The following is a 26,054-nucleotide window of genomic DNA, read 5'->3' as shown; positions in this document are numbered from 1 at the left end:
CAGTGCCCCATCGCCCGGCGAACCGGGCGGCTCACCCCAAGTCGATGACCGCATGCGCCTGACCACCATCAAACTCGCCGGATTCAAGTCGTTCGTCGATCCGACCACGCTGCACCTGCCCACCAACATGACGGGCGTGGTGGGGCCCAACGGCTGCGGCAAGTCCAACATCATCGACGCGATCCGCTGGGTGATGGGCGAGAGCGCGGCCAGCCGCCTGCGCGGCGACTCGCTCACCGACGTGATCTTCTCCGGCTCCAGCGCGCGCAAGCCGGTGGGGCAGGCCACCGTCGAGCTGATCTTCGACAACGGCGACGGCACCATCCAGGGCGAGTACGCCCAGTACGCCGAGATCTCGGTGAAGCGCCAGGTCACGCGCGACGGGCAGTCCTCCTACTTCCTCAACGGCGCGCGCTGCCGCCGCCGCGACATCACCGACCTGTTCCTCGGCACCGGCCTCGGCGCGCGCAGCTACTCGATCATCGAGCAGGGCATGATCAGCCAGATCATCGAGGCGCACCCGGAGGAGCTGCGCACCCACCTGGAGGAGGCCGCCGGCATCTCCAAGTACAAGGAGCGCCGCAAGGAGACCGAGAGCCGCATCAAGGCCACCCGCGAGAACCTCGACCGCGTCAAGGACGTGCGCGACGAGGTGGACAAGCAGCTGGAGCACCTCAACCGCCAGGCGCGCGCCGCCGAGCGCTGGAAGGCGCTGAAGGAGGAGCAGACCCGCGGGGAGGCCGAGCTGCGCGCGCTGGAATACCGCGCGCTCAAGCAGCAGCACGACGGCGAGGGCGCCGGCCTGTCCGCCGCCGAGGTCGAGATCGAGAAGCGCCTGGCCGAGCAGCGCCAGGTCGAGGCCCAGCTGGAGGGCGTGCGCGAGCGCCACGCCGCGGCCAGCGAGCACCTCAACGGGGTGCAGGCCGAGGTCTACAAGGTCGGCGCCGAGATCGCCCGCGTCGAGCAGCAGGTGCGCTACAACCGGGAGACCGCCGAGCGCCTGCAGCGCGCCCAGGCCGACGCCGAGCGCGAACACGCGGAGCTGGCCGAGCACATCGCCGGCGACCGCGCCCAGGTGGAGGCGCTGCGCCAGGCGCTGGCCGAGGGCGAGCCCCGGCTGGAGGCCCTGCGCCAGCTGCAGGACGAGACCGCCGAGGCGCAGCGCAGCACCGAGGCCAAGCTGGCCGACTGGCAGCAGCGCTGGGACGCCTACACGCGCACCGCCGGCGAGGCCAGCCGCGCCGCCGAGGTGGAGCGCACCAGGCTCGACTACCTCGACCGCCAGGCGATCGATCTGGCCAAGCGCCGCGAGGCGCTGGAAGCCGAGCAGAAGGCCACCGACGTGGCCGCGCTGGATGCCGCCGCCGAGCAGCTCGCGCTGGAGCACGACACGCAGCGCGAGCGGGTGGAGTCGCTGGGCGGCCTGCTCGACCAGCACAAGCTCGCCCACGAGAAGGTGCTGGACGAGGAGCGCCAGGTGCAGTCCGCGCTCAACGAGGCGCGCCAGCAGCTGCAGTCCGCGCGCGGCCGCCTGTCCTCGCTGGAGGCGCTGCAGCACGCCGCGCTGGGCCAGGAGGAGAGCGCCGCCAGCGGCTGGCTGGCGCGGCTGGGGCTGGACAAGGCGCGCCGCCTGGGCGAGGCGCTGCAGGTCGAGGCCGGCTGGGAGACCGCGGTGGAGACCGTGCTGGCCGGCTTCATCGACGGCGTGCTGGTGGACGGCGCGCACGCGCTGGCCAGCGAGTTCGGCGCGCTGGAGAACGCCGACGTCGCGCTGATCGACGCGGCCGAGGGCGGCGCCAACGCCGCCGGCACGCTGGCCGCGCACGTGCGCGGTCCGGCCGCCGCGGTGGCCTACCTCGGCCACGTGCTCACCGCCGAGACGCTGGAGGAGGCGCACCAGCGCCTCGCCGCGCTGTCCGCGCTGGCGCCGTACCAGTCGGTGGTCACCCGCGGCGGCGAATGGCTGGGCCCGGGCTGGGCGCGCGTGCGCCGCGCGCAGGGCAACCAGGTGGGCGTGCTGGCACGCGAGCGCGAGATCCGCGCGCTGACCGGGCAGGTCGCCGCGCTGGAGGCGCGCATCGAGGAAGCCACCGAGCGGCTCGACGAGCTGTGCACGCGCAAGTTCGAGGCCGAGCGCGCCCGCGACGACGCCCAGCGCGAGCTGTACAACGCGCACCGCCGCCAGTCCGAGCTGGCCGGCCAGCTGCAGGGCCACCGCGGCAAGGTCGAGACCGCGCGCGCGCGCGCCGAGAAGGTCGCCGGCGAGCTGGCCGCGCTGGTCGCGCAGGTGGACGAGCTGCAGGGCCAGACGCGCGAGGCGCGCGCGCGGCTGGACGAGTCCGTCCACCACATGGGCGACCTGGAGGACCGGCGCCGCGAGCTGGAGAACGAACGCCGCGCGCTGCTGGAAGCGCGCGAGGAAGCGCGCATGAACGCGCGCGAGGCGGCCGAGCAGGCGCACGCGCTGGCGCTGGCGCTGGAATCCAGGCGCTCGTCGCTGGCCTCGCTGGAACAGTCGCTGGCGCGCATGGAGGCGCAGCTGAAGCAGATCGAGGCGCGCCGCGCCGAGATCGCCGAGCAGCTCGCCGCCGGCTCCGACCCCATCGCCGAGCTGGAAGCCGAGCGGCAGACCTACCTGGACCAGCGCCTGCTGGTCGACCGCCAGCTGGTCGAGGCGCGTCGCGCGCTGGAGGACTGCGACGTCGAGTTCCGCCGGCTGGAACAGCAGCGCCAGCAGATCGAGCAGGGCCTGACCGCGCTGCGCGAGAACCTGTCGCAGAAGCGCCTGGCCGCGCAGGCGCTGGAACTGCGCGCCGCGCAGCTGGCCGAGGCGATCGCCGCCTCCGGCCTGGAGCTGGAGCCGCTGCTGGCCGAGCTGCCCGAGGACGCCGACGCGGCGCAATGGCGCGCGCAGCTGGCCGACCTCGGCCAGAAGATCGCGCGGCTGGAGCCGGTCAACCTCGCCGCGATCCAGGAGCACGCCGAGCAGAGCGAGCGCAAGACCTACCTGGACAACCAGCTCGCCGACCTCAACAACGCGATGGAGACGCTGGAGAACGCGATCAAGAAGATCGACCGCGAGACGCGCCAGCGCTTCAAGGAGACCTTCGACAAGGTCAACGCCGGCATCCAGGAGCTGTTCCCGCGCCTGTTCGGCGGCGGCCACGCCTACCTGGAGCTGACCGGCGACGACCTGCTCAGCACCGGCGTGTCGATCATGGCGCGCCCGCCTGGCAAGCGGCCGTCCAACATCTCGCTGCTGTCCGGCGGCGAGAAGGCGCTCACCGCGGTGGCGCTGGTGTTCTCGATCTTCCAGCTCAACCCCGCGCCGTTCTGCCTGCTCGACGAGGTGGACGCGCCGCTGGACGAGGCCAACGTGGGCCGCTTCTCCAACATGGTGAAGGAGATGAGCGAGAAGGTGCAGTTCGTCTTCGTCAGCCACAACAAGGCCACGATGGAGGCCGCCAGCCAGCTCTGCGGCGTTACCATGCGCGAACCGGGCGTGTCGCGCCTGGTGCAGGTCGATCTCGCCGAAGCGGCCAAGCTGGCCGGCGCCGCCTGAGGAACCCCGCATGACGCTGCAACCCGCAATCGCCTTCGCCTGGAACCCCGCGGTGGGCATCCCGCTGCTCGTCGTCGGCGCCATCGTGCTGGTGCTGATCTGGATCTTCGGCCAGCCGAAGAAGGAGCAGGGCAGACGGCGCGCGCCCGCCGAGGCCGGCGCCGGCGAGCCGCGGCGCGAGCCCACGCTCGGCGGCGGCAGCCTGGCCGACGATCCGTTCTTCGAGACGCTCGACCGCCACAGCCGCGCGCCGGCGGACGAGCCGGCGCCGCAGCAGGGCGAGCTCGACATGGGGCTGCGCGAGGAACTGGAGAAGCTCGGCGCCACGCTGGCCGGCGAGCGCGCCTCGGGCGCGGCGCCGTCCCCGGTGCTCCGTCCCGGCAGCCACGCCGCGTCGATCGTCGACGCGCTGCGCTCGCCGCAGCAGCCGGAAGCGCCCGCCGGCGCGCCGGCTCCCGCGCCCGCGGCAGCTGCGCCCGCGGCCGCGCCGGCAGCGGCGCCGAAGACGCCGCCGCGTTCCGACATCGGCCGCCGGCCGGCGCAGCTGCCGGTGGAGCGCATCGTCACGCTGTTCGTGGTGGCGCGCGAGGGCCAGCGCTTCGGCGGCGCCGACCTGGTGGTGGCGGCGGAAAAGGCCGGCCTGGAATTCGGCGACATGGGCATCTTCCACCGCCTGGTCGATGGCAAGCGCGAGCAGGGCCCGCTGTTCAGCGTGGCCAACATGCTCAAGCCCGGCAACTTCGACCTCAGCCGGCTGGACAGCCTCAGCACGCCGGGCCTGAGCTTCTTCATGACCCTGCCGGCGCCGCTGCCGGCGCTGGACGCCTGGGACGCCATGCTGCCCACCGCGCAGCGCATGGCCGAGCTGCTCGACGGCCTGGTGCTGGACGACGAGCGCAACGCGCTCGGCCGCCAGCGCATCGCCCACATCCGCGACGAGCTGCGCGGCTGGGACCGCAACCACGAGGGGCCGGAGATCACCTTCGGGCGCTGAGCTTCTCCGGGCGGCCCCGGCGGGCCGGTAGGCCGGCATCTGCGCGGGTCGGAGTTCTCGGTGCGGTTCCCAGGCCATCGGCGGCGGCTGGCCGCGCTCCGGCGGGCACGGCGGCGATGCGCCCCCTGGAGCGCGTGCTCGCCGGCTTCGACTCGGGACTTGAGCGCCCTGTCGCTGTCGCCGTCCGCGCCTGCCGGATGCGACGGATGGACTCTCGCCTTTCGGAAGCCGCCGCTTCCGCATCGATCCCGGCAAGCGCCTTTCGCCGGCCTTCGCCGCTACCCTGCCGGTGCTCCCGCTTCCGTTCCGATGGCCGCCAACGCCTCGGCCAGGGCGGCGCCGAGCCCGATCAGCGCGTTCTCCTGCGGGATGCTGTCGGTGGTGACGATCCGCGCGGCGCCGGCCGCGCGCAGCAGCTCGCGCGCGCCTTCGGCGAACACGCCGTGCACCGCGACGCAGACCGGCGGCGGCAGTCCGCGGGCGCGCAGCACGCGCACGGTTTCCGCCATGGTGTGGCCGCTGGAAACGATGTCGTCCAGCAGGACCGGGGTGCGGCCGTCCCAGTCGCTGCCGGCCGGCAGCGTCACCCGCACGTCGCGGTCGCCGCGGCGCTCCTTGCCGGCGATGGCGACCGGCGCATCGACCAGCGCCGCGACCTCGCGCGCCCATTGCTCGCTCTCGCCGTCCGGGCCGACGACCAGCGGCCGCGCCACGTTGGCGCGGACCCAGGCCGCCAGCGCGGGCGCCGCATGGATCAGCCGGCCGCGCGGCAGGCCGGCCTCGGCCAGCGTGCGGTGGCGGTGCAGGTGGGGATCGACCGTGAGCAGCCAGTCGAACGCCTGGTCCAGCAGCCGGCCGAAGATGCGCGAGGACACCGCCTCGCCGGGGTGGAAGCGCGCGTCCTGCCGCATGTAGCCGAGATAGGGCGCGACCAGCCCGACCCGCGCGGCGCCCAGCTCGCGCAGCGTGGCCGCGGCCATCAGCAGCGGCACCAGCTTCGGGTCGGGCCGGTCGAGCGTGCAGGCCAGCACCGCCTCGCCGCCCGCCGGCGGCGCGGCCACGGTGACCAGGCTCTCGCCGTCGGGAAAGCGGTGCACGTCGAGCGCGGCGCGCGGCCAGCCGCCGCGCCGCGCCAGGTCGTCGGCCAGGGCCTCGTTGCCGGGCAGGGCATACACGGCGCGCGTCACGGTGCCACCTCGACGATGCGCGGATGGCGCGACACGTATTCCAGCGCGTAGGCCAGCTCGCCCCGGCTCTGCGCGTGCACGGTGAACAGCGGCTGCCCGGCCGCCACCGCGTCGCCCAGCCGGGCCTCGAGCGTCAACCCGGCCAGCGGGGCCAGGGGCGCCCCGGCCAGCTTGGCCACGCGCGACAGCTGCCGATTGTCGATGCAGGCCACGCGCCCGGACGCCGCCGCCGCGATCGGGTAGCGGTGCGCGGCCTGGCCGGGCTCGCGCAGGCCGCCCTGCGCCTCGCAGATCGCCTGGAACTGCGTCCATGCCTTGCCGCTCTCCAGGGTCCGCCGCGCCAGCGCCTGCGCGGCGTCCTCGCCCTCCGCCAGGCCGCCCAGGCGGAGCAGCGCCGCGGCCAGCGCGAGCGCGCGAGCGCGCAGGTCGGCGGGCGCGTCCGCCTGCCGCCGCAGCACCGCCAGCACGTCGTGCGCCTCCAGCGCCGGGCCGATGCCGCGCCCGACCGGCTGGCTGCCGTCCGTCACCAGCGTCTGCAACTGCATGCCGAAGCCGGCGGCGGTCCGCTGCATCAGCCGCGAGAGCGAGGCGGCCTGCCGCGCGTCGCGCACCTTGGCGGAAGGCCCCACGGGAATGTCGATCAGCACGTGGGTCGAGCCGGCGGCGATCTTCTTGGACAGCACGGAGGCCACCAGCTGGCCCTCGCTGTCGATGTCCAGCGCGCGCTCGATGCGGATCAGCACGTCGTCGGCCGGGCTGAGGTTGATGCTGCCGCCCCAGACGATGCAGCCGCCGGTGCGCTCCACCGCGCGGCGCATCTGCGCCAGGTCGAGCGCCACCGGGGCGAGCATCTCCATGGTGTCGGCGGTGCCGGCGGGCGAGGTGATCGCGCGCGAGGAGGTCTTGGGCATCACCAGCCCGAGCGCGGTGACGATGGCCACCACGATGGGCGTGGTGCGGTTGCCCGGCAGGCCGCCGATGCAGTGCTTGTCCACCACCGGCGGCCGGTCCCAGTGCAGGCGCTGCCCGCCGTCCACCATGGCGCCGGTGAGCGCGGCGACTTCCTCGTCGCTGAGGCGGCCGTCCGAGCAGGCGGCGATGAACGCGGCCAGCTCCTCGCCCGAGTAGCGGCGCGCGGCGATGTCGTCCACCACGGCGGCGAACTGGGCGGCGTCGAGCGCGTGGCCGTAGATCTTCCGCCGCACCAGCGCCAGCGAGTCCACGCTGGGCGCGTGCGCGAAGGTGACGCGCTGGTCGGGCTCCGGCTGCAGCGCCGCCCAGGCCGACTCGGACAGGCCGGCCTCGTCCGCGGCCAGCAGCTCGCCGTGCACCACGTCGAGCATCGCCGTCAGCCGCCGCTCGCCCATGCGCAGCTCCACGCGGCTGCGCGCGTTGAAGCCCTCCCCGCGGCAGATCGGCGAATCGCTGCGCAGGTACGCCACGCGCTCGTCGCCGGTGTCGATGCCCAGGCGGCGCAGGCGGCGGCCTTCCAGTGCCGGGCGCGGGACCTCCGGTGCCGGGTTGCTCTTGGACATGCCGTCCTCCGTGCGTGGTGCGGGCGGGCAGGGAGCCGGGGCCACGCGGCGACGGCCGCGCCCGGCCGGCACCCATCATGCACCATCACGCCCCCGGCACCAGCACGGCCGCGCCTTGCAGGCGTCCGGCGCGCAGGTCGCCGAGCGCCTGGTCGGCCGCCTCGAGCGGATAGCGCCGCACGTGCGTGACGACGCGCGCGCGGGCCGCCGCGGCGAGGAAGGCATGGCCGTCCGCGCGGGTGAGGTTGGCCACCGACAGCAGGCGGCGTTCCTCCCACAGCAGGCGGTAGGGAAAACGCGGAATGTCGGACATGTGGATGCCGCCGCACACCACGCTGCCGCCCTTGCGCACCGCGCGCAGCGCCAGCGGCACCAGCTCGCCGGCCGGGGCGAAGATGATCGCCGCGTCGAGCGGCTGCGGCGGCAACGTGTCGGCGTCGCCGGCCCAGGCGGCGCCCAGCGAGCGCGCGAACTCCTGCGTCGCGCGGTCGCCGGCGCGCGTGAAGGCGAACACGCGGCGCCCCTGGTGGAGGGCGACCTGGGCCAGGATGTGCGCCGCCGCGCCGAAGCCGTACAACCCCACGTTCGCGCCTTCGCCGGCCAGGCGCAGCGCGCGGCCGCCGATCAGCCCCGCGCACAGCAGCGGCGCGGCCGCGGCGGCGTCGGGATAGTCCTCGCGCGGCAGCGGCAGGCAGAACGCCGCGTTGGCGATCGCGTGGGTGGCATAGCCGCCGTCGCGCGTGCAGCCGGTGAAGGTCGGCGCATCGCACAGGTTCTCGCGGTCGTGGCGGCAGTAGTCGCAGATGCCGCAGGCGCCGCCCAGCCAGGGAATGCCGACGCGCTCGCCGAGGGCAGGGGAGCCCACCCCCTCGCCCAGCGCATCGACCACGCCGACCACCTCGTGCCCGGGCACGACGGGCAGGCGCGCCTGCGGCAGCTCGCCGTCGAGCAGGTGCAGGTCGGTGCGGCAGACGCCGCAGGCCTCGACGCGGACGCGGACCTCGCCGGGGCCGGGCGCGGGGTCCGGTCGATCCTCAGGTCGCAGCGGCGAACCCGCTGCCTTCAGCACCATCGCGCGCATGATTCGTGGTTCCGCGTATCGCCATTCGCCGTGCCGGCGGATGGCGTCTTTTCCGTCGCCGCAAGCTCAGGCCGCAAGCTCAGCGCGATGACGATCTAACCACATCGGCGCGGACAGCGGGAATCGGGTGGCGGTGTCCCGGTCCTTGCACAGGCTGCGCCGCACGTGGCCCGGCGCTTCATTTGCGTGTCTTGCCGACGAAGCCCAGCGCTCTCACCCACTCGGAGTCCTGGCGTTGCGTCGCGGCGCGCTGGGCGCGGTAATGCCGCTCGGCGCGTTGCTGGACCAGGGTCACCCAGGCCCGCAGCCAACGGCGGCTGGTGCGCATGCCGGATACCAGGCGCTTCATCAGCACCCGGCTCGCCGCCGGTGCGAAGCGGCGGAACAACTCGTCGTCCACGCTGACGATGGCCTCGGTGGTGCCGGGATCGCCCTGGCGGGCGCAGCGGCCGAACAACTGGCGGTCGACGCGCGCCGACTCGTGGAATTCGGTCAGGATGACGTGCAGGCCGCCGGCCTGCTCCGCGCGCGGGTCCAGCTTGATGTCGGTGCCGCGCCCGGCCATGTTGGTGGCCACGGTGATCCGTCCCGGCAACCCGGCGAGCGCGACGGCCTCGGCCTCGGCCTTGTCCTGCCGGGCATTGAGCACGGTGTGCTCGACGCCTTCCTCGCGCAGCAGCGCGCCGAGCCGCTCGGACGCCTCCACCGACCGGGTGCCGACCAGGACCGGCCGGCCGCCGGCAGCCACCTCGCGCGCGCGGCGCGCCACCTCGCGCCAGCGCAGGGACGAATCGGCGCACACCCGGTCGGGCAGCCGGGTGCGCCGGCTCGGGCGGTGCGGGGGAATCCGCGTCACGGCGAGCCCGTAGGTCCGCCCCATTTCGGCGGCGACCTCCTGTGCGGTGCCGGTCATGCCGCACGGCAGCAGGTAGCGGCCGAAGAACCGCTGGTAGGTGATCTGCGCCAGCGTGCGCCGCTGGCCGGTGATCTGGCAGCCTTCCTTCGACTCGATCATCTGGTGCAGGCCGCGCTCCCAGGTGCGGTCGGGCATCACGCGGCCGGTCGACTCATCCACGATCTGCACCTTGCCGTCCGCCAGGATGTAGTGCTGGTCGCGCTGGAAGCAGTGGATCGCGGACAGCGCCTTCTGGACGAACTCCTCGCGCCAGAGCGGCGACAGCCACAGCCCGCCGTAGCCGGCGCCGGCCTGGCGGACCGTCTGCTTGCCTTCCATCGTCAGCCAGACGTCGCGCTGCTCGCCCAGCATGAAATCGACGCCCGCCCGCAGCGAACCCGCGAGCGCGATGGCCCGGGTGTAGATGGCCGGGTCGAGGTCGTCCTTCGAACGCCTGGCACCTGGGCTGTGGGCCCCGTTCAAGGGCAGGGATGCGGACACGGTGTCGACCGAGGAACAGGCGGAAGAACTCTACATTGCCGTGGCCATCCGCAACCGGATGGCCGCGAAGGCCGATATCCGGCTGCCGGTCGATACCGGCTGCCCGCGGCGATGGTCGTGCACGAAACAACGGCTCCATCCCCTGATCGCTATGTGGCTCCGCTTTCGCCACCACTCGCGTCCGGGCAGGACGGGCGCGAGCGGATTGGCCTGGGCCAGGCTCGGCCAGAGTCGGTCAGTCCCTCCTTGTGTTCCAGAAGGTCGTCCCGCACCAGCGCGAGGCCGTCGGGCAAGGTATTCCACTATGCGCCACCGACATTGGCTGCTGCCGCCCGCATTCAAGCTAAGACTGTGGTGACCGCCGGCTACTTTCATTCAGTGCCCGGGCTATCCGCGAAATCGAATACTGCGCACGCAGCCATGCCTTCATCGGCCGGCAAATCCGACGGCATGAAATCGTAAAGTGATCCCAACTGCGCGACAGTATTGCGCCCCAGCGTCGAACACTACCTCCGAGGACCAGCGCGCCAGCAATACACTTCCAATCCTGCACGCGGCCGGTCGCCGTCGAGGGGATCAGGGCCGGTAGCCGGCGAAGCCAGCCGGTACATGCGAGTCCAGCGGCACCGCCACGCCTAGGAACTTCGGATCCAGCAACATGCCTGCGTAGGTGCGCCCCTGCGCGTCGCACATGTGCCTACCCAGGACCTTGCCGTTTCTTTCGACCATCACGCCACTGCGTTCGCTCGCGCCATCCCCCTGGTACGCAGGATTGATAGCCTCCGAAAAAACGGTGTAGCTGGTGTCGCGGTTGGTCATGCGCAGGTAGACCAGCGTTCCCCGCATGCCGTCGCGGAGGTGATTGCCGCTGGCGTACGTCTGTGGACGCATGGGACGCGCAGGAAATTCCAGTTCCAGGCCATGGCTGTCGCCGAAGCGATAGCGCAAGGCTCCAAAAGCCGAGCCTCCGGAAGAAGCCGCACAAACGGCTATCCGCTTTTCCCCCGCGTTGCACGCGAACATGACGCTTTCATCGGCACGGCACAGGGTTCCCTCCACCGGACTGCCGAATTACGATTGCGCGAACGCCACGGGCGTGAAGGCGGCCACGAGTACGAGTGCCCACGAAGACCAGCTGCGTAAAGGCGTCATGGCATTGGCCTCTTCCGCGTCCCGTTGTTTCGTCGCCGGTGTCTGCCATTCCGCCTTCCCCACATCAGTGGCGTCCCCATACCCACACATCGCCGTTTTCGTCGATGGCCGCGCTGCTGTTGTAACCGGCGGCGATCGCCACCGCCTTGCCGATGCCCGGCACTATGCGCGGCGCGGCGGAGAAGCCGGCGCGATCGCCTCGGCCGTATTCATTGTCGCAGGCGGGGCTGCCACTCAAATCGAGCCGTGGTCCCAGTTCGCTGTCGGCATTTTCTCCCCAGGCCCAGACCCGGCCGTCGCCGTCCAGCGCGAGCGAATGGCGCTTGCCCGATGCGATGGCCTGGATGGGAGGCAATCCCTCTATCCGCCGCGGATGTTCGATGTAGTATTCAATGCGATCTGGGCCCTGGCCTGGATTCACGCCAAGCTGGCCGCAGGTGTTGAAACCCCAGCCCCATACCTGTCCTTTCGAATCCAGGGCCAGGTCGCTGGCGTAATAGGTGGCGATTTGCCGGATGCGCGGGAGGCTGGCGACCTCGCGCGGATAATCGTCGCGCGCGCCGGAAAGACGATGGCCTGCCCACTCTATGTCCTGGTAAGGGCAATACGGATTGCCTGCCACCGGCGGAGACGTCGGGGAACTGAACAACGGATTGGAGAGGTTTCCCCAGGTGAAGACCACGCCCCCGGTATCGAGCGCCATGCTGCTGCGCATGCCTGCCGCCACGGCGACGATGTTGCTCATGCCGGGTACTTGTCTGAAATGGTCGGCGTAAGCGGAGTCGTCCTCACGGCCAAGCTGTCCGCAATCGTTCATGCCCGACGACCACAGACTGCCATCATCGCGCGCGACGAGCATGTGGCGGTCGCCGGCAGCCAGGGCGACGATTCCGCCGAACCCCACGGTGTCTGATGGGAGACATTTGCTGTTTACGGCATCGCAGCGGTCCGGGAACTCCAGGCCGAGCGAGATGATGGCCTGGCCGTCCATCAGTACCGAGGACCGTTGCACCGCGCGAGGCAGTCCCGCGGTCGGATACAGTTTCCTCGCCGTATCGGCGGCGAGCACCTTGACCGGCGCCGGGTCGTCGCAGTTGGATTCGCCGCGGAAATACGTCCAGACGTTGCCCTGGCGATCGACCGCGACAAGGCGGCTGCTCACGAAGGAGATCGATACGATGTCGCGCAACACTGGCAAGCGTTGTGGTGGATTGGCCCCGAAGCGCGGGCAGAAGCCTGGATCGGGCACGGATGCCCCCGGCATGGCCGTGGATCTTCTGTGGTCGAGCGCATGCCGAACGCCCCAGAGCCCCAGCAGCGCCAGCAGCAGGATGACGACGGATCGGCGGTTCATGGATATCTCTGGCCGGCTCAGATCGCATTTTCTTCCCCCCCGTTCCGTCTGATTATGCACGACATTATCGGAGGGTGGCAGTCGGTTCAATCCAAGGCCTAAAAACTCGGCGTCGATCTCGGCATTTGCTCGAGCACGGTCGGCGATTATCGGAGCCATTTTCTCCGGGGCGATTTCCGCAGCAACGTTTACAACGTCCCACTGGCTCACCGGCAGCAGGAAGTCGCCGAGCCGGTCCAAGGCCAGAAGAGATAAGCGCGCTTCGATCTGGCCGTGGAAGGCATCCGCGAGGTCCGCAGGACCGGCCCACGGGTCACCGTCAATCATCCACGGCTCGCCCGGCGGTGGCTCGATGCACTTCAAGGCGGCGTAATAGGCCTGCAACGCGATCCGGCAGGCATCCTCAGCAGTGAAGAAGCAGCATTGCGCCGCGTGGTCGGTTTTCATGAGAACATTCCTTTGGGGCTTCGGCCCCGGTTGTGGTTGAGGCCCCCGTTCATGCTTGCCGGCTGGCGGGGGCCTCGCTTTTTCTGCGTTCGGATCAGTCCTCGGGCGGGTCGATGCCCATAGCCTCATACAAGGCCAGTTCAAACTCCCCGACCAGCTCGTGCACGAACACAGCGCGGTTGCTTCCGGCCTTGTCGGCCGCGTAGTGGATGCCGTCGAGCGCGGCCATGGCGATCTGCGTCTCGGTCAGCCCGTAGGGCGCAAGGGTGTTGTCGTCGTTGCTGGTGCCGACGCTCACGATCTGGCTCATTGCATGGTTTCCTTGCGGTAGGCCCGGACTACGCCGTGAGACACGTCGATGCGCCAAGGCGTGGGGAGTAGCTCGCCGGTGATCAGGTGGACGAAGCCGCCGGCCACCCGTTGCAGCGTCGGGAAGCCCCGCTGCTCGTAGCGGCGAGCGTACGCGCACCACTGTTCCTCTTCAGCGAGGCGGCGTTCTTCTTCGGCGATGCGCAGCTCCCACCACGCGGCGCTATCCTCGGGCGGACGGGCCGGATCGACGTAGCGGATGCGCACAGTGCCGTCCGGCTGCGGCGTGCGGACCTCGATCCGACGCGCCTTCCACGCCTCTTCGGCCTCCAGGTCAGTGCACCATGCCTCACCTTGGCGCTGGTCCCACTCCTGGCGGACCCACATCGGCCAGAGCCGCTCGCGCAGCTCCACGCGCCGGGCGGGATCGTGGCCGCCGTTGCCGTGCAGGCGCACGCCCTTGGGCAGGCGCTTGATGTCCTCGGGGCGGGTCTTGGTGGCGTACTTGACCATGTAGCCAACCGGGTTGCGGGCGGTTTCGATGTTGCTCATGCCGTAGGGCCACCAGCCGCATTGGTCGGGGCGGGGCAGGCGGAGCCTGCGCGGCACCCAGACCAGCACGTGGTAGTGCAGCGCGCCGCGTTTCTGCAGCTCCCCGACCCATGCGAAGCGGCACGGGTAGTCGCGGCGCTTGAACCACTGGCGCATCAGGCGCACGAAGCGCGACACGTGGCACGGCTCCCACGTCTGGCCGGGGCGGTAGGTGAGGGTGATGAAGGTCTTGCGGTAGGCCGACCGTCCCAGCCGTTCCGAGGCCCAGCGGGCCTCGCGCTCATGGAGCTTGGCCGCTTCGGTCACGGTGCGGCGTAGCCGCTGGCAGCGGGCCTTTCGTGGGTCGATGACGACCATGTCAGCCTGCACGACGCACCCCCGGGAACCGTTGCTGGAAACGGGTTTGTGGGGAGCGGCGTTCCACTTGTTTGGAAGAGCCGACAAGCCCCGCGGCGCTGCGCGCCGCAGCCGCGCTCTGTGCCCGTACGGCACGCCGGTACCGACTGACCGCCATGCTGGCCTGGCTCGTTCGCTCCGCGATCCGAGGCAGGCCAGCAAGAGCGGTCAGCGTGGAAGCGGCTCCGATCGGATGCGCCAGCGCGGCTGCGGCTTCCTCTGCGGCCTCACCGGCTTCGGGTTGGAGCGTCAGCGCGGGGGCTGGCGCCCCCACACCCCCGAGGGTGCGGCGGTCGTAGTCCTCGCGCCACCACCGGGCCTGCTCGCTGGTGATCCACCAGCGGCGCATGGTGCCTTGGTGGTAGCGCTTGCCGTCCGGCGCCCACAGGCCGTTGCGGTTGAGGGTCCAGCCGTCCCACGCGTCATCGAGCGCGCCCAGGTCACCGAGGCGCACGAAGCGCAGCAGCCGGACCACGGCCCAGGGCACGCGGCAGCGGCCGGCGTCCCAGTAGCGGACGGTTCGCAGGCTCACACCCAGGTACTTGGCGCAGGCCTCGCGGCTCAGAAAGCAACTGTGCCGGAGGGCGCGGAAGCCGTCCGGCGAGAGCCGCCACACGCGCTTGGGGCGAGCCCGTGGGGTCCGCCCTTGAGTGCGCATAATGTATATTATGTAAAATTAAATATGGCCAACAAACGTCGCCCGCCCAAGCCCTGGCTCATCTCGCCCGAGGAGTTCCGCACACTCCGCCATTCCTGGCCGACTCGGTGATCTGGGCGCGCTTCATCCGGCATGGCAAGGCTGGACGCTTGAACCTTCAGGCGATCTGGTCAGCCTCAACGGTTACCGCTTCCAGCCCGACCGGCTAGCCAAATGGCCCATCATCTGCGAACAGGCCCGCTTCTGGTAGCGCCAATGCAACCCGCCGACTGGCACACAACTGCACTTGTTCTGACGTAGCGGCAAAAAGGAGCACGCAGCCTCAGGGCAGCCCACCCGCACGTATCGTCGCTTCGTTGATCGCCCGCACCTGGGCCTCGTCCACCTTCTCGACCTTGCGGTCGTAGGTGAACAGGCCGTTGTGCTCGCCCTCGACGTCGGTGATCTGGGTGTAGACGCTGCCGGACATGCCCTTGGGCACGCCCTTGTCGCGCAGCACGGCGGTATTGGCGACGTAGCCGGCGGTGAGCGCCGCGCGGTCTTTCACCGCGCCGTAGGGGTTGATCGGCGTGTTGGGCCAGACGTGGCCGGGAATGCCCAGGGTCAGGCCGCCGTGCTCGCCGTCGATGGCGGCGCGCTCCGCGTCCGGGCTGGGCAGGCCGGGCCCCTGGTAGTCGTGCACGTCGTAGACGTCGCCGGCGTGCGGGTCGCCCTGGGTGTCGCAGCAGTTGGCGCCGCTGCGCGCATCGACCAGGCGCGAGGGGTCGAGCTGCTTGATCTGCGCGGCCAGCTCGGCGGCGGCCGGGATGCTCCATTGGCCCCAGCCCTCGTTGAACGGGATCCAGCCGATGATCGAGGTCTCGCCCCTGAGCTGGTCGACGATGGCCGAGACGCCGGCGCGGAAGCCGGCCTTGTCGGCGTCGCCGAGCCTGTCGTTGCGCCCGTTCGGCAGCGCCGGCATGTCCTGCCACACCATCAGGCCGATGCGGTCGGCCCAGTAGTACCAGCGCGCCGGCTCCACCTTGATGTGCTTGCGGATGGTGTTGAAGCCCAGGTCCTTGGTCTTCTGGATGTCGAACCTGAGCGCCGCGTCGGTGGGCGCGGTGTAGATGCCGTCCGGCCAGTAGCCCTGGTCCAGCGTGGCCAGCAGGAAGGTCGGCTTGCCGTTCAGCACGATGCGGTTGCGCCCGCCCACCTTCTCCACGGCGATGGTACGCAGGCCCGCATAGCTGGTTACTTCGTCGCGCTGGTCGCCCTGCGTGAGCGTGGCCTTGAAGGTGTAGAGGAACGGATCCTGCGGACTCCACAGATGTGGATGCGCGACGGCCAGGCGCAGCGGCTGGCCGGCCGGTCCGCCCGCCTCGCCCACCGCCTTGCCGTCCGCGTAGGCGGTGACGTGCAGCGTGGCGCCCTCGCCGCCGCCGTCCACCTTCGAGGTGACGGTGAAGGCGTCCAGGCCGCGGTCCGGCGTGAAGACCAGTTGCGCCAGGCTGGTGGCCGGCACCGGCTCCAGCCACACCGACTGCCAGATGCCCGAGGCCGCGGTGTAGAAGATGCCTTCGGGTTTCAGCCGCTGCTTGCCGACCATCACGTTGGCGCCGTCCACCGGCGCGTGCACGGCGACGACGATCTCCTGCGGGCCGTGCGGGCGAAGCGCCGACGTGATGTCCGCGCCGAAGGACGTATAGCCGCCCGCATGATGCGCCACCCGGGTGCCGTTGACGTACACCGTGGCGTCGTGGTTCGCCGCGCCGAAGTTCAGCCGCACGTGCTGGCCGTGCGCGGTGAAGGCCGCCGGGACGTCCACCAGCCGGCGGTAGAACATGAAGTCCGAGTGCTTCTGCACGCCCGAGAGCACCGACTCGACCGGATACGGCACCAGCACCTGCCCCTCCAGCGTCCGGCCGAACGGCGGCGCGCCCTGCCCGTCGCCCGGCGCGTACTGCCACAGCCCGTTCAGGCTCATCCACTGCGGATGCTCCAGCGACGGGCGCGCCAGCTGCGGGCGCGGATACTCGGGCAATGCGTTGGCGGGCGACACCTCGGCCGTCCACGGCGTCGCCAATGGCGCCACCTTGCCGTTCCAGACGGTCGCCCGGCCCGGCCCCGCCACCGCCGCCGAAGCGAGGCCCATGGCCACGGCCGTCCAGACGCCCACGCCCCATGCCCTGATGCTGCCCGTCATCCGCCCTTCCCTCATCGGCCTCGCTCATGGCGGCGCACCGCCGTTCCGGCAGGATGGCCGATTGTCCGACAAATGTCCAAGCCTGCCGTCACGCCTGGGAACGGGCACGTGGGTTCGGATAGGCACAGGCCGAGACCTCAAGCGCCCGCGCCGAAAGGAGATCGCGCCGGTCGCGCACGTGGCCTAGTAGTCGCGGGTGCGCATGTCCTCGGACGTGCCGCGGCGCCTCCGGCAACGCCGTCTAGGCCGATGCCGACCATGCGGCCAGCGCCAGTCCCGACACCACGCCCAGCGACGGATCGCCCTGCACCATCCCGATCCCCGGAAAGCAGTCGCGCACATGGGCCTGCAAATAGGGCGAGCGCTAGCTGCCTCCGGTCAGGAAGAGGCTGGCCGGCGTGCCGGCCATGTCCGCGCGGGCCCGTTCCAGGAGCTGCCGCAGGCGTTGGAGGAAATCCTGGGACGCCTGCAGGAAATCGTCCTGCCCGACCGCGACGGCCAGGCCGCTTTCGATGAACCCCAGCGCGGCCTCGCTGTGTTCGGCCCCGCCCAGCTCGATCTTGATGCGTTCGGCCAGGCGGTTCAGCCGGGTGGTCGCGCCGGGCCGCTGCAGCGCGCGCAGGCGTGAGCCGTAGGGTTCCTCGACCCGGCGATAGTCCTGCCGGCGGAACTCGCGCTGCTTCGGCAGGATGTGCACGCTCGCCGCCTCGACATAGTGGTGCGCGGGTACCGCCGAGGCATCCCGGCCGAACAGCGGCATGAAGCCGTGCAGGTTCACGCCGACGTCGAGGTCGGCGCCGCCCCTGGGCAGGCCCCAGCTGCGGTGGACGACCGGCGGCAGGCCGCCGCCCAGCTCCGCATGGGCGAGATCGGTGGTGCCGCCGCCGATGTCGACGATCAAGGTGTCCTGCCGCTCGGCCAGACCCAGGTGGTAATGCATGGCCGCGGCGGCCGGTTCCTCCAGGAACGACACGTCGTCGAAGCCGGCCATCGCGGCCGCCTCGCGCAGCAGTTCGAGCGCCTGCGCGCCGCCGGCCACCCCCATCGAGCTGCGGAACTCCACCGGCCTGCCGATGACCGCCTCCCGCACGGGCACGCCCAGCTGGCGCGTGGCGGTGAGGCGGATGTGCTCGAGGATGTGCGCGGCGATGCTGACGATGACCTTGCGCACGGGCGGATCGAGCCGGTAGCCCAGCATCGATTTCGGCGACTCGATGAGATGGCCCGTGCCCTCTTCCAGGTAGGCTTCGACGGCCTCCTCGCCGAACAGCGCGGACTGGAAGTCGGCGATGGAGGCCGCCGCCGTGCGCGCCTGTTCCTCCATCCACTGCCGGCGCACCACGCGGATCGCATCGCGGCGCAGCTGCGCGTCCGGGCCCCTGGCCTGCTGCATGCGCGCGGCGCGCACGATGGATTCCACCTGCGCGGCCAGCGCGGGGGTCAAGCGGAAGTCGTCGGGATTGGGCACCTGCTCGGGAAAGAACACGGCCGTGCGGAACTGGCAGGCGTCGCCGAAGCGGATCAGCTCCACCTTGCCATCGACGACCGCGGCGGCGGCCGAATAGCTGGTTCCAAAATCGATTCCAACACGCATGGGGTTCGTCACTTCTTCTGTCTGTTCCTGGTTTCGATGGAAGACGGCAGCCCAGCGGACGCGGCTCCGGCCAGCCCGGCCAGCCATCGCGCCGACTCGCGCGACAACGGGCGGGCGTTTCCGTAAATGTCCGGCTCGACGGCGCGGCGGAGCAGCGCGGCGGCAGCCGGCGACAGCCAGGGACCGTAGGCCGGGTGGCGCAGCCGCTCGCGGCAGGCGTTCGCCAGCCCGGCGAGATCGCCGGCCGCGCCATCGAGCAGCCGCCCGGCGCCGTCCTGGCCGGGCGGCTCGAACAGCGCCGCGGCGGCCGCCACGAAGGGGTGCCGGCGCCGTGCCTCGCGGGCCGGTTCGGGCGGCAGCGTGGCGTGCAGCCGCCACAGGACGAGCAGCGTCCTGACCAGGGCCAGGCGCGCGCGTGCATTGTCCCGCTCGGCATCGAGGAGCGCCGGCAACGCCGCGAGGATGGCCGCGACGGCGGCCTCGCCCAGCGCGAGCAGCGCCTCGTCCGCGGCGCCTTCCAGCACGTCGTCGCCGAGCATCCGCACCAGGTCGGGTGCAAGCGCCGCCAGGCCCAGCCGCCCTGCCGCAGCCACCGCGCCGGGCAGGCGCTCGGATTGCAACGCGCAGGCGACGTCTGCGTCCCGTTCGGGGTAATCGCGCCCGACCAGGTGGCGCAGCGCGGCGTCCCTGACCTGGTACTCGGCGTCCCGCTGGCTGGCGGGCAGCTCGCGCAGCGGCGTTCCGCGCAGCACCTCGCGCAGCCCGGCGGTGGCTTCCGCCGAGCGCAGGCGCGCAAGCATGTCCACGGCGAACAGCCGGCCCTGCGGGTTGGCCTGGGGGCCCTCCCGCAGGTAGCGCCGCAGCGGACGGATCGCTCCTTCGCCCATGCCGGCCAGCCGCTCGATGGCCGCCGCGTGGTCGGCGTAGTCGTCGATGAGCGCGCGGAAGGCCGCCGGATCGTCGCCGGGCGCGGGCGTCTCTCCCGCGTTTTCCGCCAGCCCGGCCGCCGCCCTGGCGACCGCCGCGACCGGATGCTCCCGCAGCGAGCGCACGGCGGCCAGCCACGCCGCATCGCGCGGCAACCGCTCCAGCGCGTGGATGATCGCCATTCCCTGCACCGGGTCGCGGGGATGGCGCATCGCGCAATCGGCCAGCGCCCATGCCGCGCCGGGAGCGCGCAGGCGCCCCAGCGCGTCGATCGCCGTCATGCGCACGTCGGCCAGCGGATGCAGCAAGGCATGGACCAGGCGCTCCGGGTACGCCCGCCCGCGCCAGGCGGCGACGTCGGCGCCGCAGGCGGGACAGATGCGGGTCGCCGGATCGATCCCGGCGAAGCAGGACGGGCAGAAGAACGTGGGCATGGGCGGACCGCCCGGCCGGGGCCCGGCGGGCGTCGAGACTTTCCGGCTGGTGGCGCCGGCGTGCCGGCACCTTCGTAGGAGTCATCAGCCCTGAGGGCGGTCGCAGGCGGACTCCATCGCCCATGCGGCGGCCATTTTACTTCACTTCGCCCGAGCGCCGGCGGCTTGATTTTGGCCGGAGCGCGCGGCTAACGTTGGCCGCCAAGGAGATGGCATTCTCCTCGAACCGCCGCAAGGCTGATGATGCCTACCTGTACCGGGCTTCCGGCAGGCGGCGGCTGATCCCCCCTTCCCTGCCGGAGTCCGCCCTGAAACCTGTCCGGGGTGGTGGGTCATGCGCATGCCGGCTTCGCTGCGACGGAATCGCCCCGGGGTGCCGGCGCACCCCGGCCGGCACGCCGCGGGGCCGGCTGCGCGCGGCGCCGGAGCCCTCCCGCCCGCAAGCACGGTGGAGGTGTCATGAAAGGTTGCTCGCTTCGTTTCTACATGCACGAGAACCAGAAGCACCGCGGCACGCTGCTGTACGAATGGCTGCTGGAGCAGGCCAAGAAGCACGGCGTCCACGGCGGCTCGGCCTTCAAGGCGCTGGCCGGCTACGGCCGCCACGGGGTGCTGCACGAGCAGCACTTCTTCGAGCTGGCCGGCGAGAACACGGTGATGGTGGAGTTCATCCTCGACGACGACGAGACCACCAAGATGCTCGACATCGTGCACGAGGACGGCGCGCCGCTGTTCTGGGCCAAGTTCCCCGCGGAATTCGGCGTCGTCGGCCAATGAGCGCCGGCACGGCCGGGCTCAACATCCGCCGCCTGGTGATGGACGTGGACAAGGCCGTGGCGCGGCCGGCGATCCCCGACATCGCCGCGGCGATCGGCGCCTGCGACGGCGTGGCGGGGATCAACATCACCGTGGGCGAGATCGACATCGAGACGGTGGGCATGGACGTGATCGTGGAAGGCGAGCGGCTGGACTACGCGCAGATCGTGCGCGCCATCGAGCAGACCGGCGCGGTGGTGCACAGCCTGGACCAGATCGTCTGCGGCGAGCGCGTCGTCGAGGCGGTGGCGAGGAAGCGTTGAGCCGCCTGGCCGGCCGCGGCGCGGCCTACCGGCTGGACCTGGTCGCCGGGCTCACCGACGGCATCCTCACCGCCCTCACCCTGGGCGCCGGCCACATGCTCGCCGCCGCGGCGCCGGCGACGCCCGGCCTGGCCTTCCGCGTGGCGGGCGCGGCGGCGGTCTCCGGCGCCTTCGTCTTCCTGGTGGCGCACTACGCCGACCTGCGTGGCGAGCTGGTCGAGGCCGAGCGGCAGCTCAACTTGGTGGCGCACGGGCGCTTCGCCACCAGCCGCCTGGGCCGTGCCGTGTTCCGCGAGGCCGTGTCCAAGGCGGCCATGGCCAGCCTGTGCACGTTCGCCGGCGCGCTGCTGCCGATGCTGGTCGGCGCGCTCGCCTGGCTGCCGCGCTGGACGCCGATCGCGGTCTCGATCGTCGCGCTGTGCCTGCTCGGCTGGCTGCTCGCGCGCACGGTGTTCGGCCGGCCGCTGTACTGGGTGCTGGCGCTGGGTGCGGCGGGCGGCCTGCTGGCCTGGCTCGGCGCGGCGCTGAAGATCGCCTGAGAGCGTCAGGCCCCGTCGGCCGGAGCATCCTTCAGCCACGCGCGCAGGCGTTGCAGGTCCAGGCGCATCTGCTCGGCGTCGCCGCCCGCCGGCGCGCCGGCGGGGGCTTCGCCCCGCATCGCCTGCCGCAGCGCGCGGCAGGCCTGCGCCAGCCATTCCCGCAACTGCTGCGCATAGTCCGCCAAGGCTTCCTGCAAGGGCGCGCCGAACTGCCGCTGCAGCTCGCGCCGCAGCCGCCACTGCCGCCAGAAGCGCGGGCCGCCGCGCGCGGACACGCCCGCGTCCGGCGGCGTCCAGGCGAACGGCGGCGCGCCGCGCAGCAGCTCGTCGCGCTGGCCGGGCGCCGCCTCCGCCGCCAGCTTGCCCAGGCCGGCGGCGATGTCGCGCACCACCTGGTCGGCCAGCTCGCCGGCCAGGCCGGCCACGCGCTGCGGCAGCGCCGCGTCCTGCGATTGCTCCTCGGCGGCATCGCGCAGCACCACCGCGGCGCCGTTCTGGGCGAACCGGGCGCACAGGTCGCGCAGCCGGTCCTCCAGTTCGTTGAGCGCCGCCAGCGCGGCGCCGGGCGCGCCCGCCGGCGCCGATGCGGCCGGCGCCTCGCGCAGGCCCTGCTCCAGCCGCAGGCCGACCTGCCGCGCCAGCCGCAGCGTGCGCGCCCGCGCGCGCTCGGCCGAGGCCGCCGCGCAGGCGGCCTCGGCCGGCGCCAGCACCGTCTCGCGCCAGTGGCGGAACAGCCCGGCCTGCGCCGCCGCCACGCTGACCGGGTGCACCTCCACCGGCTCGCCCAGCAGCTCCGAAAGCGTCCTGGCCACGTAGTCGCGCTGCTGCGCCAGCGCCGCAGGCGCCACCGCGTCGCACTTGGTCAGCAGCACCATGCGCTGCGCGTGCGCCTGCTGCAGCGCGCGCAGCAGGTCGGCGTCCGGCGTGGACAGCGTCGCCGCGGCGTCGATGGCGACGATGCCCAGGTCGCAGCGCGGCAGGTAGGTCAGCGCGTGCGCGGACGCGCTGGCGTGCAGCGAGCCCAGCCCCGGCGTGTCGGTGAGCACGATGCCGCCGGCCAGCATCGCGGCCGGCACGGCGATGTCCACCTCGCGCAGGCCGCCCGCCAGGCGGCCGCCCTCGACGATGCACTGCGGCAGGTCTTCCGGCGCGACCGTCTGCGCGCGGCCCTCGGCGTCCAGCGCCTCGATGCGCAGCGCTTCGCCGTGGCGGATGCGCGTGACCACCGCGGTGACCGGAATGGCGCCGGTCGGCAGCAGGTCCTGCCCCAGCAGCGCGTTGACCAGCGAGGACTTGCCGCTGCTCACCCGGCCGAGCACGGCCACCTCGACCGTCTCGCCGCCGGCGAGCAGCCGGCGCAGCGCCTCGCGCAGCTCGAAGAAGTGGTGGCGCGCCACGATCTCCGCCAGCAGCGCGAGCAGGCCGCCGCGGTCGACGCCCGCGGGCAATTCCAGCGGCTGGCGGCGCAGCTCGCGGCCGATGTCGTCCAGCAGCAGCCCCAGCTCCGCCGCCAGCGCGCGGCAGTCGCGCTCGCCCTCCTCGTCCAGCGCGCCGTAGCCGCGCATGTAGCCCGGGCGCAGGTCGTACACCGCGTTGCGCGCCAGCGCCATGCGCGTCTCGAAGGCCCAGGAAGCGTCCACCGCCGGCAGGTTCGGCCGGGCCATGCCGTGCGCGTCCATGAAGCGGCGCATCGCCGAGCGCAACCGCTCCAGATGCGCGCGCAGCGCGGCGACGCGGCGCGGCTCGGGCGGGTCGGCGTAGCGCGGGAACAGCGCCTGCGGGTCCTGCTCGGTCAGCGCGCGGAGGCCGTCCTGCACTTCGTGCTCGATATGGCTGAGCAGGTTGAGGATGTGTTGGCGCTGGTTCTCGGTCAGCATCGCTTGAGGGTCAGACCAGCGCCACCGCCATGATCAGCACCAGCAGCACGCCCACCAGGCCGAGGTAGAAGTTCATGTGCCCGGACTGCAGCGGGCTCAGGCCCCGCGCCAGCCATTGCACCGCGCGCACCGGCACGCGGAACACCTTGGCCTCGAACAGCGGCGAGACCTGCGCGCGGTACAGCACGCGCCGCACGAAGTACGCGCTGCCGGCGTACTCGTGGCCCACCTCCGTCTCCGGCCGGTAGACGAAGGCGTAGAAGGTGCGCATCGCGTTGGAGAAGGTGAGCGAGGTCGTCGCCCCGTGCGGCGGCCGCGCGAAGCCGCCGTACCACACCGGCGCGCGCCGCGGGCGGTGGCGCAGGCGCGCCCGCAGCAGCAGCGCGCAGGGGATCAGCGCCAGCAGCGGCAGCGCGAGCGCCAGCTTGGTCGGCGAGATGAAGGCGAAGCCGTCGGTCAGCGGCACCAGCAGCAGGTCCTTGCGCAGCGCCAGGCTGCTCTGCCCCGCGAAGCGCGCGGCGCTCGCCCCGTCCAGCGCGTGCAGCCACCACGGCATGCCCACCGCCAGCGCCAGCACGCCCAGGCCGAGCAGGCCGCAGGCCGCGGCGTGGGCGCCCGGCACGCGGCCGGCCGCGCCGTCCTCGCGCGCACGGCGGCCCAGCGCGCCCAGGCCCACCAGCTTGACGAAGGTGGCGAAGGCCACCGCCGCGGTCAGCGCCATGCCGGCGCCGGCCAGCGACAGCGTGAGGCGCCCGCCCAGGCCGTCGAGGTGGAAGCCCTGGAACAGCGTCTGGAAGGTGAACCACTCGCTGACGAAGCCCGCCTGCGGCGGCATCGCCGCCAGGCTCATGCCGGCGAACACCACGCCCACGCCGTAGTACCAGCGGCCGTGGCGCAGCAGCGCCTGCTGGCGGATGGCGTAGCTGCCGGCGGCGCGGTAGGCGCCGTCCGCGGCCAGCATCAGGCAGCCCTTGGCCAGCGCGTGGCCGGCCAGGTGCAGCAGCGCGACCAGGTAGCCCAGCGAGGCGAGCGCCTGCAGCCCCTCGCCGCGGAAGATCGCGCAGGCGCCCAGCACGGTCACCGCGATGGCCGCGTTCTCGGCCGAGGAGAACGCCAGCAGGCGCCGCCAGTCGTCCTCCTGGAAGGCGTACAGCACCGCGAGGATCGCGCTCAGCACGCCGGCCGCCACCGTCACCACGCCCAGCGGCAGGCTGCCGGGCAGCCAGACGGTGTAGCCGCGCTCCAGCGCGAAGAACGCCGCGTTGAGCACGATCCCCGACAACAGCGCGCCGCTGGCGCCGCTGCCCTGCCCGTAGGCGCCCGGGTACCACTCGTAGAACGGCAGCAGGCCGAGCTTGGCGCCGAAGCCGACCAGCAGCAGCAGGCCGATCAGCAGCTGCCGCGCGCCGGCGGCGTGCGTGGCCAGCCCGGCGAAATCGGCGAAGTCGAGGCTGCCGACACTTTGCGCCGCCAGCAGCAGCGCGGCGGTCAAGGCGATGGCGCCGACTTCCAACAAGCCCAGCATGAACAGCAGGCCGTAGCCGTCGCGGGTGGGGCCGAGCCGCTCGCCCACCAGCAGCACCGCACCGCCCAGGCTCATCAGCTCCCAGGCGATCAGGAAGCCCGGCGCGTCCTGCACGCCGAAGCAGCCCAGCGCACCCAGCAGACACAGCCCGGCGCCGACGCTCCAGCTGCGCCAGGACGCGGCCGGCGAGCCCAGCGCGGTGGCGAAGAACGCCGCGATCGCGCCGAACAGCAGCAGCCACAGCGCGTCCGGCGCCAGCGCCAGCCGCGTGCCGGCCACGCCGGGCCACAGCGGCGCGAAGGCGATGCCGCCGGGCAGACGCCCCAGCGCGGCGGCCGCCGCCGCGGCGCAGCCCAGCGCCAGCGCCAGCCGCGCCGGCCGCCGGCCGACCCCGAGCACGCCCAGCACGATCGCCAGCAGCCACAGCGCGGCGGCCAGCGCGAGCAGCGACTCAGCCGTCATGCAGGCGTCCTCCCTTCACGCGCTGCGGCTTGCGTTCGAGCAGCAGCAGCAGCGCCTCGATGATCGCGGCGGGATTGGGCGGGCAGCCCGGCAGCCACACGTCCACCGGCAGCACGCCATCCAGCCCGCGCCCGCTGGCGTAGGTGCCGCCGCAGGCGCCGCCGCTCACCGCGCAGGTGCCGCAGGCCAGCACGCGCTTGGGCGCGGGCATCGCCTCCCACGCCGCCAGCAGCGGCTCGCGCATCGCCGCGGTCACCGTGCCGGTGACCAGCAGCAGGTCGGCCGCGCGCGGCGAGGCGGTGAAGAAGATGCCCAGCCGGTGCAGGTTGTAGAACGGGTTGTTGAGCGCCTGCAGCTCCGACTCGCAGCCGTTGCAGGAGCCGGCGTCGACGTGCCGCACGTGCAGGCTGCCGCGGAAGCTCTGCTCGATGTGCGCGGCCAGACGCTCTTCGGCCGGCAGCGGGCCGGGCGCCAGCGTCCATTCCAGGTCCTCCCGCTCGCGCACGCCGAAGGCCCACTCGCCGCCCGGCTGCAGCGTGCCGGCGGGACAGGTCTCCACGCACAGCTGGCAGGCCACGCAGCGGCCGTAGTCCAGCGACTCCAGGTGGCCGCGCGTGTCCAGCCGGATCGCCTGCGTCGGGCACACGTCGGCGCAGCGGTGGCAGGCGTCGGCGCAGCGCTCGGCGGCGATGCGCGGCATGCCCAGCGTGCCCTGCTGGCCGTGCGCGTCCGCCGCGCCGTGCGGCCAGTCGGCGGTGGCGATGCCCTGGGCCAGTCCCCGCAGCGTCCACAAAGGCATGGCTCGTTCC

20 protein-coding genes, 1 pseudogene and 2 riboswitches are annotated in these 26,054 nt (G+C 72.3%); of the genes and pseudogenes, 6 read left to right on the top strand and 15 right to left on the bottom strand.

The window, feature by feature from the left end:
* Positions 1-52 precede the first annotated feature (52 nt).
* Both smc and zipA read left to right on the top strand, forming a co-directional pair.
* The gene (gene smc / locus C7456_RS06205; RefSeq protein WP_109722881.1) at positions 53-3,562 is read left to right on the top strand and encodes a chromosome segregation protein SMC; all 3,510 of its coding nucleotides are present in this window, start codon (positions 53-55) and stop codon (positions 3,560-3,562) included.
* A 10-nt stretch (positions 3,563-3,572) separates the two neighbouring features.
* On the top strand, positions 3,573-4,556 hold the full coding sequence (gene zipA, locus C7456_RS06200) for a cell division protein ZipA (RefSeq protein WP_109722880.1): 984 nt from the start codon (positions 3,573-3,575) through the stop codon (positions 4,554-4,556).
* A 278-nt stretch (positions 4,557-4,834) separates the two neighbouring features.
* Here the strand turns inward: zipA and C7456_RS06195 are convergent, their stop codons facing one another.
* From C7456_RS06195 to C7456_RS06155, 9 genes are all read right to left on the bottom strand, one after another.
* Entirely contained in the window at positions 4,835-5,743 is a 909-nt protein-coding gene (locus C7456_RS06195) for a ribose-phosphate diphosphokinase (RefSeq protein ID WP_109722879.1), read from the bottom strand.
* Positions 5,740-7,278, bottom strand: coding sequence for a thymidine phosphorylase family protein (locus C7456_RS06190; RefSeq protein WP_109722878.1), 1,539 nt, complete (start codon positions 7,276-7,278; stop codon positions 5,740-5,742). The genes C7456_RS06195 and C7456_RS06190 overlap by 4 nt, the downstream gene beginning before the upstream one ends.
* An 85-nt stretch (positions 7,279-7,363) precedes the next feature.
* Positions 7,364-8,359 (bottom strand): zinc-dependent alcohol dehydrogenase family protein, encoded by a 996-nt coding sequence (locus C7456_RS06185; protein WP_109722877.1) that lies wholly within the window; start codon positions 8,357-8,359, stop codon positions 7,364-7,366.
* A 178-nt stretch (positions 8,360-8,537) separates the two neighbouring features.
* Positions 8,538-9,755 (bottom strand): preprotein translocase subunit SecA, encoded by a 1,218-nt coding sequence (locus C7456_RS06180; RefSeq protein ID WP_109722876.1) that lies wholly within the window; start codon positions 9,753-9,755, stop codon positions 8,538-8,540.
* 576 nt (positions 9,756-10,331) lie between these two features.
* Positions 10,332-10,778: a hypothetical protein gene (locus C7456_RS06175; protein ID WP_139942808.1), complete on the bottom strand. Its 447-nt coding sequence runs from the start codon at positions 10,776-10,778 to the stop codon at positions 10,332-10,334.
* Between the two features lie 193 nt (positions 10,779-10,971).
* Entirely contained in the window at positions 10,972-12,708 is a 1,737-nt protein-coding gene (locus C7456_RS06170; RefSeq protein WP_170120188.1) for an RCC1 domain-containing protein, read from the bottom strand.
* A gap of 94 nt (positions 12,709-12,802) precedes the next feature.
* Positions 12,803-13,018, bottom strand: a complete 216-nt coding sequence (locus C7456_RS06165) for a hypothetical protein (protein ID WP_109722873.1) — start codon at positions 13,016-13,018, stop codon at positions 12,803-12,805.
* Positions 13,015-13,926 (bottom strand): rolling circle replication-associated protein, encoded by a 912-nt coding sequence (locus C7456_RS06160; RefSeq protein WP_109722872.1) that lies wholly within the window; start codon positions 13,924-13,926, stop codon positions 13,015-13,017. The genes C7456_RS06165 and C7456_RS06160 overlap by 4 nt, the downstream gene beginning before the upstream one ends.
* Position 13,927: 1 nt before the next feature.
* Positions 13,928-14,581, bottom strand: coding sequence for a DUF3653 domain-containing protein (locus C7456_RS06155; RefSeq protein ID WP_109722871.1), 654 nt, complete (start codon positions 14,579-14,581; stop codon positions 13,928-13,930).
* Between the two features lie 64 nt (positions 14,582-14,645).
* On the opposite strand from C7456_RS06155, the gene C7456_RS17725 reads away from it, so the two are divergent.
* On the top strand, positions 14,646-14,873 hold the full coding sequence (locus C7456_RS17725) for a DUF3653 domain-containing protein (RefSeq protein ID WP_109723083.1): 228 nt from the start codon (positions 14,646-14,648) through the stop codon (positions 14,871-14,873).
* 72 nt (positions 14,874-14,945) lie between these two features.
* On the opposite strand, the gene C7456_RS06145 is transcribed toward C7456_RS17725, so the two are convergent.
* The 3 genes and pseudogenes from C7456_RS06145 to C7456_RS06135 form a co-directional block, all read right to left on the bottom strand.
* Positions 14,946-16,808: a glycoside hydrolase family 2 protein gene (locus C7456_RS06145; protein ID WP_170120187.1), complete on the bottom strand. Its 1,863-nt coding sequence runs from the start codon at positions 16,806-16,808 to the stop codon at positions 14,946-14,948.
* 241 nt (positions 16,809-17,049) lie between these two features.
* Positions 17,050-18,402 (bottom strand): annotated as a pseudogene (locus tag C7456_RS06140) (Hsp70 family protein).
* 8 nt (positions 18,403-18,410) lie between these two features.
* Positions 18,411-19,763 (bottom strand): hypothetical protein, encoded by a 1,353-nt coding sequence (locus C7456_RS06135; protein WP_109722869.1) that lies wholly within the window; start codon positions 19,761-19,763, stop codon positions 18,411-18,413.
* 68 nt (positions 19,764-19,831) lie between these two features.
* A riboswitch (Fluoride riboswitch) is annotated at positions 19,832-19,893 on the bottom strand.
* A 66-nt stretch (positions 19,894-19,959) separates the two neighbouring features.
* A riboswitch (Fluoride riboswitch) is annotated at positions 19,960-20,020 on the top strand.
* Positions 20,021-20,222: 202 nt separating this feature from the next.
* Here C7456_RS06135 and C7456_RS06130 point away from each other — a divergent pair.
* From C7456_RS06130 to C7456_RS06120, 3 genes are read left to right on the top strand one after another with little or no spacing between them, the layout of a single operon-like run.
* Positions 20,223-20,540 (top strand): DUF190 domain-containing protein, encoded by a 318-nt coding sequence (locus C7456_RS06130; protein ID WP_109722868.1) that lies wholly within the window; start codon positions 20,223-20,225, stop codon positions 20,538-20,540.
* A complete protein-coding gene (locus C7456_RS06125; RefSeq protein WP_109722867.1) occupies positions 20,537-20,842 on the top strand; it encodes a DUF211 domain-containing protein in 306 nt (101 codons plus the stop codon). Before C7456_RS06130 ends, C7456_RS06125 begins: the two co-directional genes overlap by 4 nt.
* Positions 20,839-21,381 (top strand): hypothetical protein, encoded by a 543-nt coding sequence (locus tag C7456_RS06120; RefSeq protein ID WP_109722866.1) that lies wholly within the window; start codon positions 20,839-20,841, stop codon positions 21,379-21,381. The genes C7456_RS06125 and C7456_RS06120 overlap by 4 nt, the downstream gene beginning before the upstream one ends.
* A gap of 5 nt (positions 21,382-21,386) precedes the next feature.
* On the opposite strand, the gene C7456_RS06115 is transcribed toward C7456_RS06120, so the two are convergent.
* The 3 genes from C7456_RS06115 to C7456_RS06105 are packed head-to-tail and all read right to left on the bottom strand — an operon-like array spanning position 21,387 to position 26,044.
* Positions 21,387-23,258, bottom strand: coding sequence for a dynamin family protein (locus C7456_RS06115; RefSeq protein WP_109722865.1), 1,872 nt, complete (start codon positions 23,256-23,258; stop codon positions 21,387-21,389).
* Positions 23,259-23,268: 10 nt separating this feature from the next.
* Positions 23,269-25,245 (bottom strand): proton-conducting transporter transmembrane domain-containing protein, encoded by a 1,977-nt coding sequence (locus C7456_RS06110; protein ID WP_109722864.1) that lies wholly within the window; start codon positions 25,243-25,245, stop codon positions 23,269-23,271.
* Positions 25,235-26,044 carry an NADH-quinone oxidoreductase subunit B family protein gene (locus C7456_RS06105; protein ID WP_109722863.1) on the bottom strand — a complete coding sequence of 270 codons (810 nt, stop codon included), beginning with the start codon at positions 26,042-26,044 and terminating at the stop codon, positions 25,235-25,237. Before C7456_RS06105 ends, C7456_RS06110 begins: the two co-directional genes overlap by 11 nt.
* Between the last annotated feature and the right edge of the window lie 10 nt (positions 26,045-26,054).

Origin of the sequence: Fulvimonas soli, from assembly GCF_003148905.1 — a bacterium.
Classification (GTDB): Bacteria; Pseudomonadota; Gammaproteobacteria; order Xanthomonadales; family Rhodanobacteraceae; genus Fulvimonas; species Fulvimonas soli.
The sequence above is the reverse complement of the archived record's forward strand: the minus strand, read 5'-3'. Positions and strand labels throughout refer to the sequence as shown.

Bases quoted from the DNA above. Each gene is read 5' to 3' on its own strand.
- smc (WP_109722881.1), top strand. From the start codon at position 53: ATGCGCCTGACCACCATCAAACTCGCCGGATTCAAGTCGTTCGTCGAT.
- zipA (WP_109722880.1), top strand. From the start codon at position 3,573: ATGACGCTGCAACCCGCAATCGCCTTCGCCTGGAACCCCGCGGTGGGC.
- C7456_RS06190 (WP_109722878.1), bottom strand. From the start codon at position 7,278: ATGTCCAAGAGCAACCCGGCACCGGAGGTCCCGCGCCCGGCACTGGAA.
- C7456_RS06185 (WP_109722877.1), bottom strand. From the start codon at position 8,359: ATGCGCGCGATGGTGCTGAAGGCAGCGGGTTCGCCGCTGCGACCTGAG.
- C7456_RS06175 (WP_139942808.1), bottom strand. From the start codon at position 10,778: ATGTTCGCGTGCAACGCGGGGGAAAAGCGGATAGCCGTTTGTGCGGCT.
- C7456_RS06170 (WP_170120188.1), bottom strand. From the start codon at position 12,708: ATGAAAACCGACCACGCGGCGCAATGCTGCTTCTTCACTGCTGAGGAT.
- C7456_RS06165 (WP_109722873.1), bottom strand. From the start codon at position 13,018: ATGAGCCAGATCGTGAGCGTCGGCACCAGCAACGACGACAACACCCTT.
- C7456_RS06160 (WP_109722872.1), bottom strand. From the start codon at position 13,926: ATGGTCGTCATCGACCCACGAAAGGCCCGCTGCCAGCGGCTACGCCGC.
- C7456_RS06145 (WP_170120187.1), bottom strand. From the start codon at position 16,808: ATGACGGGCAGCATCAGGGCATGGGGCGTGGGCGTCTGGACGGCCGTG.
- C7456_RS06135 (WP_109722869.1), bottom strand. From the start codon at position 19,763: ATGCCCACGTTCTTCTGCCCGTCCTGCTTCGCCGGGATCGATCCGGCG.
- C7456_RS06130 (WP_109722868.1), top strand. From the start codon at position 20,223: ATGAAAGGTTGCTCGCTTCGTTTCTACATGCACGAGAACCAGAAGCAC.
- C7456_RS06125 (WP_109722867.1), top strand. From the start codon at position 20,537: ATGAGCGCCGGCACGGCCGGGCTCAACATCCGCCGCCTGGTGATGGAC.
- C7456_RS06115 (WP_109722865.1), bottom strand. From the start codon at position 23,258: ATGCTGACCGAGAACCAGCGCCAACACATCCTCAACCTGCTCAGCCAT.
- C7456_RS06110 (WP_109722864.1), bottom strand. From the start codon at position 25,245: ATGACGGCTGAGTCGCTGCTCGCGCTGGCCGCCGCGCTGTGGCTGCTG.
- C7456_RS06105 (WP_109722863.1), bottom strand. From the start codon at position 26,044: ATGCCTTTGTGGACGCTGCGGGGACTGGCCCAGGGCATCGCCACCGCC.